At 67.1% G+C, this 14204-nt stretch carries 11 protein-coding genes; 7 read left to right on the forward strand and 4 right to left on the reverse strand.

Annotation, left to right across the window (positions count from 1 at the left end):
• Positions 1-97 precede the first annotated feature (97 nt).
• The 3 genes from ACTQ49_RS01590 to purU all read right to left on the reverse strand — a co-directional run bounded on the left by ACTQ49_RS01590 (position 98) and on the right by purU (position 3300).
• A complete protein-coding gene (locus ACTQ49_RS01590; RefSeq protein WP_441826096.1) occupies positions 98-1768 on the reverse strand; it encodes a solute symporter family protein in 1671 nt (556 codons plus the stop codon).
• A complete protein-coding gene (locus ACTQ49_RS01595; protein WP_441826097.1) occupies positions 1765-2166 on the reverse strand; it encodes a DUF485 domain-containing protein in 402 nt (133 codons plus the stop codon). Before ACTQ49_RS01595 ends, ACTQ49_RS01590 begins: the two co-directional genes overlap by 4 nt.
• A gap of 303 nt (positions 2167-2469) precedes the next feature.
• Positions 2470-3300: a formyltetrahydrofolate deformylase gene (purU, locus tag ACTQ49_RS01600; protein WP_441826274.1), complete on the reverse strand. Its 831-nt coding sequence runs from the start codon at positions 3298-3300 to the stop codon at positions 2470-2472.
• Positions 3301-3549: 249 nt separating this feature from the next.
• On the opposite strand from purU, the gene ACTQ49_RS01605 reads away from it, so the two are divergent.
• The 7 genes from ACTQ49_RS01605 (at position 3550) to ACTQ49_RS01635 (ending at position 12036) form a co-directional block, all read left to right on the forward strand.
• Positions 3550-4914 carry a hemolysin family protein gene (locus ACTQ49_RS01605; RefSeq protein ID WP_441826275.1) on the forward strand — a complete coding sequence of 455 codons (1365 nt, stop codon included), beginning with the start codon at positions 3550-3552 and terminating at the stop codon, positions 4912-4914.
• Positions 4911-6131 (forward strand): phosphotransferase, encoded by a 1221-nt coding sequence (locus ACTQ49_RS01610; protein ID WP_441826098.1) that lies wholly within the window; start codon positions 4911-4913, stop codon positions 6129-6131. The genes ACTQ49_RS01605 and ACTQ49_RS01610 overlap by 4 nt, the downstream gene beginning before the upstream one ends.
• Positions 6132-6246: 115 nt before the next feature.
• Positions 6247-7365, forward strand: a complete 1119-nt coding sequence (locus tag ACTQ49_RS01615; protein ID WP_441826099.1) for a BMP family lipoprotein — start codon at positions 6247-6249, stop codon at positions 7363-7365.
• A 127-nt stretch (positions 7366-7492) separates the two neighbouring features.
• Positions 7493-9067, forward strand: a complete 1575-nt coding sequence (locus ACTQ49_RS01620) for an ABC transporter ATP-binding protein (RefSeq protein WP_441826276.1) — start codon at positions 7493-7495, stop codon at positions 9065-9067.
• Positions 9064-10290, forward strand: a complete 1227-nt coding sequence (locus ACTQ49_RS01625; protein WP_441826100.1) for an ABC transporter permease — start codon at positions 9064-9066, stop codon at positions 10288-10290. Before ACTQ49_RS01620 ends, ACTQ49_RS01625 begins: the two co-directional genes overlap by 4 nt.
• A complete protein-coding gene (locus ACTQ49_RS01630) occupies positions 10287-11642 on the forward strand; it encodes an ABC transporter permease (protein ID WP_441826101.1) in 1356 nt (451 codons plus the stop codon). The genes ACTQ49_RS01625 and ACTQ49_RS01630 overlap by 4 nt, the downstream gene beginning before the upstream one ends.
• Position 11643: 1 nt before the next feature.
• A complete protein-coding gene (locus ACTQ49_RS01635; protein ID WP_441826102.1) occupies positions 11644-12036 on the forward strand; it encodes a cytidine deaminase in 393 nt (130 codons plus the stop codon).
• Between the two features lie 9 nt (positions 12037-12045).
• On the opposite strand, the gene ACTQ49_RS01640 is transcribed toward ACTQ49_RS01635, so the two are convergent.
• A complete protein-coding gene (locus ACTQ49_RS01640) occupies positions 12046-14163 on the reverse strand; it encodes an acyltransferase family protein (protein WP_441826103.1) in 2118 nt (705 codons plus the stop codon).
• Positions 14164-14204 lie beyond the last annotated feature (41 nt).

Here is a 14204-nt window from a genome sequence, read left to right on the forward strand (position 1 = left end):
AGGCCGAGGTGGGCGGGGCACGGCGAGGGCCGCTCCCATGGGGGAGCGGCCCTCGCAGCTTCTCGTGCGGTGCAGTGGGGAGCGGGTGCAGTGGGGATCAGTGCGCGATGGCACCTTCGGCGCCCGCACCGGTCATGGAGCGAACCTCCATCTCCGTGTACTTGGCGGCATTGTGCTCCTTCGAGGTGATGGAGCCGAGCCAGCCCAGGATGAAGCCCAGGGGCACGCTGACCAGAGCCGGGTTGTCCAGCGGGAACCACGCGAAGTCCGCATTCGGGAACATCGAGGTCTTCGCGCCCGAGACAGCGGGGGAGAAGGTGATCAGCACCAGCGCAGAGATCAGGCCGCCGTAGATGCTCCAGACCGCGCCACGCGTGTTGAAGCGCTTCCAGTACAGCGAGTACAGGATCGACGGCAGGTTGGCGGAGGCCGCGACGGCGAAGGCCAGGGCCACCAGGAAGGCGATGTTCTGGCTCTTGGCCGCGATGCCACCGACGATGGCAAGGCCACCGATGACCAGCACCGTGTTGCGGGCCACCTTCATCTCGGCCTGGGGATCGGCCTTGCCGTCCTTCAGGATCGAGTTGTAGATGTCGTGGGCGAAGGAGGCAGAAGCCGTGATGGCCAGGCCTGCGACCACGGCGAGGATGGTGGCGAAGGCCACGCCGGCGATGATGGCCAGGAAGATGGTGCCGCCCAGACCCTTGCCGGGCAGCCAGAAGGCCAGCGCCGGTGCGGCAGCATTCGCCTTGCCCGGCAGCAGGTTGATCACGTCGTAGCCGACCAGCCAGGCAGCGCCGTAGCCGAGCACCATGGTGAACAGGTAGAAGGCGCCGATCAGGCCGATGGCCCAGGTCACCGAACGGCGGGCTTCCTTGGCAGTGGGCACGGTGTAGAAGCGCATCAGCACGTGCGGCAGGCCAGCGGCGCCCAGCACGAGGGAGAGGGCCAGCGAGATGAAGCCGAGCTTGTTGCTGCCGTACTTGCCCATCGGCTCGGTCAGGTCACGCCAGGCGGCACCCAGTGCGGCGGGATCGGAGGCGCGCACCGCATCGGCCTTGGCCTGGGCATTGCCGACCAGGGTCGACAGGTTGAGGCCGGCCAGGCCCAGCACCCAGAAGGTCATGATGCCGGCGCCCGAGATCAGCAGCACGGCCTTGATCATCTGGACATAGGTGGTGCCCTTCATGCCGCCGATGAGGACGTAGACGATCATCAGGATGCCGACCAGCAGGATGACCAGGTTCTGCATCATCGGGCTGCTGACGCCCAGCAGCAGCGAAACCAGTCCACCAGCACCGGCCATCTGGGCGAGCAGGTAGAAGAAGGAGACGGCCAGCGTGGAGAGTGCGGCGGCCATGCGGACCGGCTTCTCCTTGGTGCGGAAGCTCAGCACATCGGCCATCGTGTACTTGCCGGTGTTGCGCAGCGGCTCGGCGACCAACAGGAGTGCGACGAGCCAGGCGACGAGGAAGCCGATGGAGTACAGCAGGCCGTCGTAACCGGTCAGCGCGACGGCGCCGACGATGCCCAGGAAGGAGGCTGCGGACAGGTAGTCGCCGGCGATGGCCAGACCGTTCTGGCGGCCGTCGAAGGAGGCGCCGCCGGTGTAGAAGTCGCTGGCCTCCTTCTTGCCGCCCGTGGAGACCTTGATGACGATCGTCAGGGTACCCACGACGAAGAGGGCGAAGATGAGGATGTTGGCCATCGGGTTGCCCAGCTTGGCCGTCTCCATCAGGGGGAGCTGCATCAGGGTGGTGGCATTCATCGGTTGCCCTCCAGTTCAGCGCGCAGCTTGGTGGCGATGGGGTCCAGGTTCTTGTTCGCGTGGCGGATGTACAGCGCGGTGATGAGGAAGGTCGTGAGGAATTGCAGCAGCCCCAGGAAGAGGCCGAGCGTCACATTGCCGAACAGGGGCTTCTTCATGAGGTCGATCGCGTAGGTGCTCAGCAGTACGTACGCGAAGTACCAGATCAGGAAGGCGGCGCTCATGGGGAAGGCGAAGTTTCGGAAGCGGCTCTTGAGCTCCTGAAATTCGGCCGAGGCATGGACCCGGGCCAGGGCCTCGTCGTCGGCGACATAGGGCCGGGGCGCGGCCGGAGTGCCGGCCGGCGGCAAGTGCTCTGCTGGCTCACCCTGAGGGGCGGCGGGGCGTGACGTGGACATCGTGCTCCTTGCATTTGCTGCTGGCGTGCAGCGATTCGCCTACGTTGGCGGAACTGCCGCAAAGGTAGCGGTTCAGGTGAGGGAAGTCACTACTCATTCGAGATATTTGTCACATGTCTTGGTGGATCTTCATGGCGCGCAGGAGGAACCCCACAGTCCGTGACCATGGGGTTTCCTTGTGTGTAAGAGGTTCGACGCCATCGCTCGATTGGTAGGCCAGGCATTGAAAGACTGGGGCGCTGGAAAAATCTCCGAGGAATGAGACGAACGGTGGTTCGTGAAAATGGTCCGATCGGTGTTTCGTCAGCGGAAGATGATCGTGCGGTGGCCGTCCAGGAAGACCCGCTTCTCCGCAAAGAGCTTGACCGCCTCGGTCAGCGTGCGGCTCTCTTCGTCCTGCCCGATCGCGACCAGCTCGGGAACGGTCCTGGAGTGGTCCACTCGCACCACGTTCTGCTCGATGATCGGGCCCTCGTCGAGGTCACTGGTGACGAAGTGGGCCGTGGCACCGATCAGCTTCACGCCACGCTCGTGCGCCTGACGGTAGGGATTGGCGCCCTTGAAGCCGGGCAGGAAGGAGTGGTGGATGTTGATGGCACGACCGGCCAGGGCCTCACAGAGCTCCGGCGACAGGATCTGCATGTAGCGTGCCAGCACCACCAGCTCGATGTCGTGCTCGTCGACCAGTTCCAGGACGCGGGCCTCGAAGTCCGCCTTCGTCTGCGGCGTCACGACGCGATCCTCGAAGTCGATGCCGTAGAAGCCCGCCAGGTCGCGCAGCGTCGGGTGGTTGGACAGGACCATCGGGATCTCGATGTTCAAGTGACCGCTGCGATGCCGGAAGAGCAGGTCATTGAGGCAGTGCCCCGCCTTGGAGGCCAGCACCAGGGTGCGGGTGGGCCGCGCCGCAAGGTCCAGCATCCAGTCGGCAGCCAGATCGTCCACCACTGGTGCCAGGGCGGCCTCGATGCCGGCCCGGTCCAGGGCCGTGGCCACGGTCACGCGCATGAAGAAGCGTCCGGAGTCCGAGGACGTGAACTGCTGGGACTCCAGGATGTTGCCGCCGGCGGCAACGCATGCCCCCGAGATCGCGTGGACGATGCCGGGGCGGTCATTGCAGGCAATGGTGAGCACCCAGGTCTGCTCGCTGACGGGTGCAGGGGTGCCTTCGGGAGAGACAGGGGAGGGCTGCGCGTAGATCACGGCGACACCCTACCGGCCGGGGCGCCGGGGATACGGGCTCGCCGCGAGCAGCCGTTATCCTGATCTGGTGAAAACACGCGGTCGACGATCGTCCCATCAGCAACCCACCGACCAGGAGGGGCACTGTTGCACCGACCGGGAAGGCGGCAGCCGCCCGCATCACGGGGCTGACGCATGAGTCTGACCGGGGTCCTGACCAATGTCGGGTTGATCTTCCTGTTCATCTGCATCGGTGGCGTCTTCTCGGGCGCCGAGATGGCCTTGGTCTCGCTGCGCGAGAGCCAGGTGAAGGCCTTGGCATCGCGGGGCAAGCGGGGCGAAGCCGTGGCACGTCTCACGGCAGATCCCAACCTCTTCCTCTCCGCGGTGCAGATCGGCGTCACGGTCTCGGGCTTCCTGTCCGCCTCCTTCGGTGGCGCGACGCTGGCACCGGCTCTCAGCCCTCTGCTGGTGAACCTCGGGATGCCGAGCGGTCTGGCCAACACGCTGGCCCTGGTGCTCATCACCGTGACGATCTCCTATTTCTCCATCGTGCTCGGCGAGCTGACGGCCAAGCGGATCGCGATGCAGCGCGCGGAGGGCTTCTCCTTGGCCATCGCGCCGCTGGTGGACACGATTGCGCGCGTCGCCCGACCGGTCATCTGGTTCCTCGGCAAGTCCACGGACGTCGCCGTGCGACTGCTGGGCGGCGACCCGCAGGCCTCTCGGGAGGAGGTCACCGACGAGGAATTGCGTCAGATGGTGATCGGCTCCCAAACACTCGGGGCTGAGGAACGACACATCGTCGACGAGGTCTTCGAGGCTGGTGAACGCAGCCTGCGCGAGGTGATGGTGCCCCGCACCGAGGTGGATTTCCTGCCAGGAGACATGCCGGCCTACAAGGCGATCCGGGAAGTTCAAGGGGCGCCACACTCGCGCTATCCGGTGACCGATGGATCCCGCGACAGGATCCTGGGTTTCCTGCACGTTCGAGACCTGATGGATCTGGACCCCGCCACCCGCTCGGCGCCCATCCGGCAGCTGGTGCGTCCCGTGGTGGGGTTGCCCGAGACGGTTCGCGTCCTGAGGGCACTCACCGACATGCGTCGCAGCCACTCACACTTGGCGATCGTCAAGGACGAGTACGGCGGTACTTCGGGCATCGTGACCCTGGAGGACCTCGTCGAGGAGCTGATCGGTGACATCACCGACGAGTACGACCTGGCGCCCGAGCCGGGCCACAGCCAGCTGAACGACATCGACGGTTTGATGACCCTGGAGGACTTCGCGGACAAGTTCGGCTATGTCCTGCCGGAGGGGCCCTATGACACGGTGGCTGGATACGTGATGGCCCAGCTGGGACATGTACCTGAGGTGGGCGACGAAGTTGCTGCCGAGCTGGAGCGCGACGTGGAGGATGCCCAGTTCGCAGACCTGCCCGAAAGGGCGCGAGTGGTGCTCACGGTCACCGAGCTGGACGGGCGTCGAGCCGCGTGGCTCTCGGCACGACGCGACGAGACAGGCGCAACCGCTGCGCCGACGACAACAGGGGAAGCAGCACCATGAGCATGGCCGCAACCGACGCCGATGGGCAGGACCTGCTGACCACGCAGGAAGTGGGGCCGCTGTTGGCGGCGGCGGTGGCCCATGCGGGTGGCGAGTTGCTGGGCTGGCGGCTGGACCACGTGGACCACGATCCGTCACGTTCCACCACGGCAACCTTCGTCGCGGAGGTGCAGTGGTCCTTCGGGCAGCGCACCGAGCTTCTGGGCTGCAGCGTGCGGGCCAGCGGCCCCGGGGGCAGCGACGACAACGCCGAGATCTTCCATGATGGCCAACGATCAGCTGCGGTGTGGATCTACCCGGCCGACCCGGACCTCCCCGGCCTGGCCAGGGCGGCCTATGCCGAACGCATGGCGGAGGTGGTCAACGAGTACGGGCTTGTCGTCGGCCCGGTGGCGGGGGACGATCTCGAGTTGACGATGATCGGCTACCGGCCGCGGCGCCGTGCCGTGCTCCGGATGACGGTGCGCGGCGAGGTCTTCTTCGTGAAGGTGCTCAGGCCGGACCAGGTGGAGCAGGTCTCGAACCGACACATCATGTTGGACGAGGCCCGCATCCCCTCGCCTGAGGTGGCCGCGGTCACCGACGACCATCTGCTGGTGCTGCGCCAGCTGCCGGGGCGTTCTCTTGCGGAAGCGATCTTCGATCCGGAGCCAGCATGCTCTGCCGAGGACATCGTGGCCTTGCTCGACGCGATGCCCGCGGGTGTCGCCAGACTGGAGAGACGTGCGCCCTGGGTCGACGGCCTGGCGCACTATGCCCGCATCGTCGGCAATGCCCTCCCGGAGGAGTCGAGCAGACTGTCCTGGCTGGTCCCGGAGATCCAACAGGGATTGGCAGGCATCCCGCTGGGCGACGAGCCGACCCACGGTGACTTCCACGAGGCCCAACTGCACGTCCAGGACGGGCGGATCTGTGGCCTGCTCGACGTGGACACGATGGGACCGGGGCGCAGGGCAGACGATCTGGCCTGCCTGGTGGCGCACCTGTCCACGGTGCAGCGCATGAATGCGCAACAGACCGAGCGGGTTCACCGACTGATCCGCACGTGGGTACCGGTCTTCGATGAGCGGGTGGATCCCACCGAGCTGCGCCTGCGAGCGGCCGCGGTGATCGTGTCCCTGGCCACCGGGCCGCACCGAGGGCAGGAACCGCACTGGGAGCAGGAGACCAGTACCATCCTTGACTCCGCCGAGGCGCTGGTGCGGCAGGTGGTCTGAACCCGCGGGGATGGGGTCGGGGCAGGTGTCCCACGAAGGGTGAACGGCAGGTTACGATGTGCGCGCACCCTCACCCCAGGAGCATCCACAGTTCATCTGCTCAGGAGGCAGTTCAGTGAAGAAGTCCCTCGTCGCCCCGGCCCTGTTGTCGGCGCTTGCCCTGTCCGTTGCCGGTTGCGCCAAGGCGCCCGACGCCACGTCCGCTGCCTCTGATGCCGCCAGCGCCGCCACCAGTGCCGCCGGCCAGGCGGCGTCGGGCGATTTCAAGGCCTGCATGGTCTCCGACGAGGGCGGTTTCGATGACAAGTCGTTCAACCAGACCTCGCACGATGGCCTGACCAAGGCCAAGTCCGAGCTGGGCATCCAGACCGGCGAGATGCAGTCCGCCACCCCGAACGACTTCGCCAAGAACATCAACGCGATGGTGGCCGCCAAGTGCAACATCATCGTGACCGTCGGCTTCATGCTGGGCGACGCCACCGTGGCCGCCGCCAAGGCCAATCCCGACGTGCAGTTCGCCATCGTCGACTGGAATGACGCCGCCAAGACCGCCGGCCTGAAGAATCTCAAGCCCCTGATCTTCAACACCGCCGAGCCGAGCTTCATGGCGGGCTACACCGCGGCTGCCATGAGCAAGACCGGCTCGGTGGGCACCCTGGGTGGCATGAACATCCCGACGGTGACGATCTTCATGGACGGCTTCCACCAGGGGGCCACCTACTACAACACCCAGAAGGGCAAGAGCGTCAAGGTGCTCGGCTGGGATCCGAAGAATCCCAAGGGCGGCCAGTTTGTCGGCAGCTTCGGCGACGTCGCCGGCGGCAGCCGCATCGCGAGCACCCTGACCAGCCAGGGTGCCGACGTGATCTTCCCGGTGGCCGGGCCTGCCGGTGAGGGCGCGCTGCAGGTGGCGAAGAAGTCCGGTGGCAAGGTCAACGCCGTCTGGGTGGACACCGATGGCTGCGTCTCCAGCGCCAGCTACTGCTCGAACATCATGACCTCGGTGCAGAAGGCCATGGACGTCGCCGTCTTCGACGCCATCAAGGCAGCCAAGGACGGCAGCTTCAGCGCCGACCCCTACGTCGGCAACCTGGAGAATGACGGCGTGAAGCTGGCCGACTTCCACGAGTTCGACTCCAAGGTGCCCGCCGAGCTCAAGGGCGAGCTCGAGACCATCAAGGGCGACATCGTCTCCGGCAAGATCAAGATCGAGTCGGCTTCGCAGCCGAAGTGATCCCCTAGGCTCGCCACCATCGCGTCGAGCGGGTGACGAGCCGAACCAGACCACTGTTCCCCGCCGCCCGGCAGGTCCGGGCGGCGGGGCCGTGTCCTGACGACGAGTGTGGGAGTATGCCCCTGTGATCGATCCAATCACTGTCAACGCCGACGCTGGCGCTCGGGCCGGGGCCGGCCTGCAGCTGCGTGGCATCACCAAGCGCTTCGGCAGCCTGGTGGCCAATGACCACATCGACCTGGACATTCGCCCGGGTGAGATCCACTGCCTGCTGGGCGAGAATGGCGCCGGCAAGTCCACCCTGATGAATGTCCTGTACGGCCTCCTGCAGGCCGACGAGGGGCAGATCACCGTGGACGGTCAGGAGCTGCACCTGGACAATCCGAAGCAGGCCATGGCGGCCGGCATCGGCATGGTGCACCAGCACTTCATGCTGGTGGAGGTCTTCAGCGTCGCGGAGAACCTGGTGCTCGGCCGCGAGCAGGGCATGGCGGGCACCGTGGACATGGGGGCCGCGCGCCGCCGTGTCCGGGAACTTTCGGACCGCTACAAGCTCCAGGTGGATCCCGATGCCGTCATCGAGAACCTCCCGGTGGGCATCCAGCAGCGCGTGGAGATCCTCAAGGCCCTGGCCAATGACGCCAAGTACCTGATCTTCGACGAGCCGACCGCAGTTCTGACTCCGCAGGAGATCGACGAGCTGATGGCCGTCATGCAGGCCCTGCGTGATGAGGGCAAGGCGATCGTCTTCATCACCCACAAGCTGCGCGAGGTGCGCGCCATCGCCGACCGGATCACGGTCATCCGACGCGGCAAGGTGGTGGGCGAGGGCAGCCCCGACATGACCGAGGCCCAGCTCGCCGAGTTGATGGTGGGCCGCGCCGTGCAGCTTCGCGTGGACAAGGATGCCCCGCAGCTGGGCGCCGAACGTCTGCAGGTGGAGGACCTCGTCGTCGCGGCCCCGTCCGGTGCCGTCATGGTGGACCACGTGGACCTGAGCGTGCGGGGCGGCGAGATCCTGTGCCTGGCCGGTGTCCAGGGCAATGGTCAGACGGAGCTGGCACAGGCGATGCTCGGCACCACCCCGGTCACCAGCGGTCGGATCGTCGTCGACGGCAAGGACGTGACGCGCCTGACCCCCAAGCAGAGCCTGGAGGCGGGCATCGGCTTCGTGCCCGAGGACCGACAGAAGGACGGTTTCGTCGGCCCCTTCAGCGTGGCCGAGAACCTGGTGCTCAACCACGTGGATGACTACGCCCACGGACTGGCCCTGGACATGGGGCGCATCCACGCGAATGCCCTCGAACGCGTCGACGAGTTCGACATTCGCACCAATGGTGTGGACCTGCCCGTGGCCAGTCTCTCGGGCGGCAACCAGCAGAAGGTGGTCCTGGCTCGTGAACTGAGCCGTCCGCTGAGCCTGTTGGTGGCGAATCAGCCCACGCGTGGTGTCGACGTGGGTGCCATCGAGTTCCTGCATGGCCGCATCGTGGCCGAGCGGGACCGGGGAACCGCAGTCGTGATCGTCTCCACCGAGCTCGACGAGGTGGTGGCCCTGGCGGATCGGATCGCCGTGATGTACCGAGGCCGGATCGTCGGCATCGTGCCGCCCGACACCCCGCGTGACGCCTTGGGCCTGATGATGGCCGGCGTCCCCGAAGCAGAGGCGCTTGCCGCCGTGCAGGAAGGAGAGCGCGCATGAGCACCCCCGCACCCGCGGCACACGAGTCGCGCCGGTTGAGCATTCCCTGGGGCGAGGTGGTCACGATGTTGGCCGCCTTCTTCCTCGCCTTCCTGATTGGAGCGATCCTGATGGTCGCGGCGGATCCGGAGGTCAGCGGCAAGTGGGCCTACTTCTTTGATCGCCCCGGTGACGCGCTGGGTGCCTCATGGGAGAAGGTCTCCAGCGCCTATGGGGCATTGCTCGCCGGTTCGTTGGGCAGTTGGAAGGCGATCACGGAGACCACCGCCGCGGCGGCACCGCTGATCAGCGCCGGCCTGGGCATGACGCTCGCCTTCCGTGCCGGCCTGTTCAACATCGGTGCCCAGGGACAGGCCATCGTCGGTGCCACCCTGGCTGCCTATGTCGGTTTCAGCATCGCCGGTCTTCCGCTGGCCGTGCACCTGCCCCTGGCCGTCGTGCTCGGTGTGCTGGGCGGCGCGCTGTGGGGTGGCCTGGTGGGCTGGCTCAAGGCCACCACCGGTGCCCATGAGGTGATCGTCACGATCATGCTGAACTACGTGGCCTCCCTGGGGTTGGCCTGGTTGCTGACCACCAAGGCCTTCCTGCGTCCCGGCCGCAGCGATCCGATCGCCCCCGAGGTGGACTTCAGTGCCACCTTCCCGCGGCTCGAGGGTGGCCAGCTCCACCTGGGCTTCATCCTGGCGCTGCTCGCCGCGGCGGGTGTCTGGTGGTTGATGGAACGCTCGACGATCGGTTTCCGGATCAAGGCCGTCGGTGCCAATCCCGACGCCGCGGCCACCGCCGGCATGAGCGTGCCGCGCACCACCATCATCGCGATGACGCTGTCCGGTGCCCTGGCGGGTCTGGCCGGCGTACAGGCCGCCCTGGGCCCCACCGAGTTCGGTCTGCCGACCCCGCTGTCCGCCGGTCTGGTGGGAACGATCGGTTTCGACGCGATCACCGTCGCGCTGCTCGGCCGTTCCAAGCCCTTCGGCACGGTGCTCGCCGGCCTGCTCTTCGGTGCCATGCACGCCGGAGGTCTGGCCATGCAGTCCCAGGCGGACACCCCGCTGACCCTCACCACGGTGCTGCAGGCGCTGATCGTGATGTTCGTCGCCGCACCCATGCTGGTCCGCACGCTGGTGCCCTTCCTCAAGGCGCGCAAGGCGAAGCCCACGTCGCTGGTGGGTGAGGCCGGTGCCGCCCAGCTTGAGTCCGCACAGGCAGGAGCCAAGGCATGAGGGCCACCAGGTTTCCGCAGAACTCCGGTCAGCTGACCGGCAAGGAAGACGCACCGATGACCGCACCCGCCCAGTCCACTGACGAGATCGTCCTGCGCACCACGGAGAGCGCCGCTGCGCGCCGAAGCCGCACCACAACGGGCGCCCTGGTCTCGCTCTTCGGCCTTCTGCTGCTCGGGCTGGCCTTCAGCGCCAAGGGCTCGGCTCGCTTCGCGCTGTCGGATGCCTTCGATCCCAAGCAGCTGCCCACCATCGCGGTTCCCGGCATGCCCACCGTCCTGGTGTGTGGCCTGGTGACGCTGCTGGCCGGCCTGGGCTACCTGTCCGGCCGCATGCACGGTCGCCTGCCCGCCATCGCCGGAACCTTGGCGGGCGTCGCCGTGATGATCGGATTCCTGGCCTGGGCCGCGGCGGGTCGCGACCTTCCATTTCCGGTGAGCAACCAGCTCAGCGGCACGCTGGCGATCGCGACCCCACTGGTCCTGGGCGCCTTGGCGGGCGTTCTGTGCGAGCGAGCCGGCGTGGTGAACGTGGCGATCGAGGGCCAGTTCCTCGTCGCGGCCTTTGCCGCCGGAGTCGCGGGCTCCGTGACCAAGTCCATCCCCGTGGCGCTGGTGGCTGCTGTCATCGCCGGTGTCCTGATGGCCGCGCTGCTGGCCCTGTTCACCATCACCTACCTGGTGGACCAGGTGGTCATGGGCGTGGTGATCAACCTCTTCGCAGCCGGCATCACGGGCTTCCTCTTCGACCAGTTGATCCAGCCCCAGTCGAGCACCCTGAACCAGTCACCGCAGATGCAGCCCATCCCGATCCCGGGCCTGTCCGAGCTGCCCTTCTTTGGGCCGGTCCTGTTCAACCAGACGGCCCTGGTCTACCTGGCCGTGGCCAGCGTTGTCCTGGTCTGGTTCCTGCTGTACCGCACCAAGTGGGGTCTGCACGTGCGGGCCGTCGGCGAGCACCCCAAGGCCGCCGACACCGTGGGCATCAACGTGGCGCGCACCCGGTGGGCCGCAGTGCTGGCCGGCGGAGTCTTCGCAGGTCTGGGTGGCGCCTTCTTCACGGTGGGCTCCACCGGTGCCTTCGCGAAGGACATCACGGTGGGCAACGGCTTCATCGCCCTCGCGGCGGTGATCATGGGCCGCTGGCACCCCGTGCTGGCAGCGCTGATGGCCATCTTCTTCGGCTTCGTGAAGCAGATGGCCTCGCAACTCTCGACCCTGAACACGCCCGCTCCGAGCCAACTGCTCTTGATGCTGCCCTATCTGGCGACGGTCATCGCCGTCGCTGGCCTGGTGGGCAGGGTGCGCGGACCAGCGGCTTCGGGCACTCCCTATGTGAAGGAGGGCCACTGAGATGGAGCCATGGGTTGACTGGGACCTGCTGCGCCGTCGTGCCCGTGAATTGTGTGATCGGGCCTACGCCCCGTACTCGAACTATCGCGTGGGGGCAGCCGCGCTCGTGGACGACGGGCGGATCGTCGCTGGCTGCAATGTGGAGAATGCCGGGTACGGGGTCACCCTGTGCGCCGAATGCGGGCTGGTGAGTGACCTCGTCGGCGGTGGTGGGGGCCGTCTGCTCGCCTTCACCTGCTGCAATGGCAAGGGTGAGGTCATCATGCCTTGTGGGCGGTGCCGCCAGCTGCTGTTCGAGCACGGGGGCAGTGAACTCCTGGTGGAGACGCCCCGCGGCATTCTTCCGATGCGGGAGGTCCTGCCGCAGGCCTTCGGGCCTGACGCCCTGGCCTGAGGGAGGCCGTCAGTTCTTGGCTCGGCCGGGTGTACGGGCGAGCTCATCGGCCAAGACCGGCGCGAGGATGCGCGAGGTAGCAGACGTGACATGGGTGTGGTCTCGGTAGAGGACATGGTTCCGGGTCACCATCGGACAACCCTGATGGAGGCACAGGATCGTCGAGAGATCGGCGTAGCGGCCCCCGGTGTCCGCCACCAGCCGCTGGCTCGTCCGCTCGGCCTGGGCAACCTCAGCGATGCGGTGCGGCACCAGACAGTTCTGGGCATCGGTGGCGTGCTCGCTCAGACAGTTCCCCGCAGCGGGAAGGTCCGAGATCTTGGGGGAGTACGACGGGTTGTCACCCAGATAGAGGATCCGCGAGGCGGCGGGAATCGCCCCCAGCAGATCGACCATCCCACGTTGCCAGCGCTGGTGGAAACCTGCCGGGTTCGGGGACAGGACCTGGTACTGGGTGATCGTCTGAGCCACCACGACGACCTCCGGCTCGACCTCCGCGAGGCTGCGACGGGCGGCCTGACGGAATGCGTCGCACTCGGCCGCGGACTCCTCGTCGCGGTCACTGGGGATCTCGCCGGGATCGGCAGCGGGGCAGGAGTTGCCCACCAGGGCCAGGACCCGGTAGTGCTCCTGGCGGCCAATGGCGTCCCACGCGTGCCACCACTGGCTGGCGTGGGAGTCCCCCAGCAGGACGAGGGTCCTTTCGGCTGCACGATCACCGCCCCAACAGGCCTCGTTCTGCAGGGCATTCACGTCTCCTGAGCAGCCGTTGGTCTGCACCTCGGTGAGGTCATGCTCCAGCTTGTTGATGGGAGGGGTCATCCGAGTGGGGGTCACCAGCCGGCCGGCGGCTGTGACCGACTCATTGGCGTAGTCCGCTCGAATGGGGGCCGGAACCGCGGCCAGCCGACGATCGAGTGCGGGGATGCGTACTGAACTGGACTGCCCCGACAGACCCCTGTCGGCATGCACGGTCGCCCCGGCCGTCACCAGGGTGAGCACCAGCGTCGTGGCGGCGCTGGTCAGGTAGATGGCACGTCTGCGGCCCTGCAGGGACATCCGCTGGAGGGGATCCTCGACGAGGACGTGGCTGGCCCATGCCACCAGCACCGCAATTCCGGCGAGGGCGAGGCGGGCTGCCAGCGGCAGCTGTGAACCATGGATGGCGGCAGGCAGCACCAGGATGGGCCAGTGCCACAGGTACAGGGAATAGGAGATGTCACCCAGCCAGACCATGAAGCGGTTCTCCAGCACCACGCGGGACAGGGGCGTGGTCCCGTGCTGACCGGCGACGAGCATGGCACCGGCGCCCAGAACAGATGGCACTGCTGCCCACCCGGGGAAGACGGTGCTGGCGTCCAGGAGCACCACGGACGCGAGGATGGACAGGCCACCAGCCATGAGCAGGCGGGTGCGGGCCCGCATGTCGAGCCGTGCCCCGAGGGCAGGCAGACAGGCCAGCAGGGCGCCCACCCCCAGCTCCCAGGAACGAGTGTGGAGCAGGTAGTACGACGGGGTGGGGAATCGGGGCGTCAGGACGACTGCCAGGGCGAAGGACCCCAGCACCACGGGCAGCAAGGCCATGGCCACTCGTCGTCGGGCGCGCGTGACGCGACCCCTGCTGACCAGGAGGACGAGCAGCGGCCACAGCAGGTAGAACTGCTCCTCCACCGCCAGCGACCAGAAGTGCAGCACGGGGGAGGGCGCCGCGTCGGCGAAGTAGCCCTGGATGTCACCCGCGAGAACGAAATTGGCCACGTACAACAAGGTGCCGAGCAGGTGGGGCCCGAATCGGGAGGTGTAGAGCGGAGGTAGCGCCAGCAGCATCGTCAGCAGGGTGACTGCGAGCACCAGCAGATAGACCGGTGCCAGCCGCTTGAGGCGTCGGGCATAGAAGTCCAGGAGATTGACCCGCCCGGTCTGTTCCACCTCACGCAGCAGGACCCCGGTGATCAGGAATCCGGACACCACGAAGAAGACGTCCACGCCGACGAACCCGCCATCCAACCCGGGAATTCCTGCATGGAAGAGCAGTACCGAGCCCACCGCCATTGCCCGCAGGCCCTGGATGTCGGGCCTGAAGCCCTTCTTTCGCTGCGGACTGCTGGTTGGAGTGGAAGGATGCACGGGGGCCTGCCGGGGCTCGGGGACATGATGGCCTTGCCACG

Source organism: Luteococcus sp. Sow4_B9 (assembly GCF_052116585.1).
Lineage (GTDB): Bacteria > Actinomycetota > Actinomycetes > Propionibacteriales > Propionibacteriaceae > Luteococcus.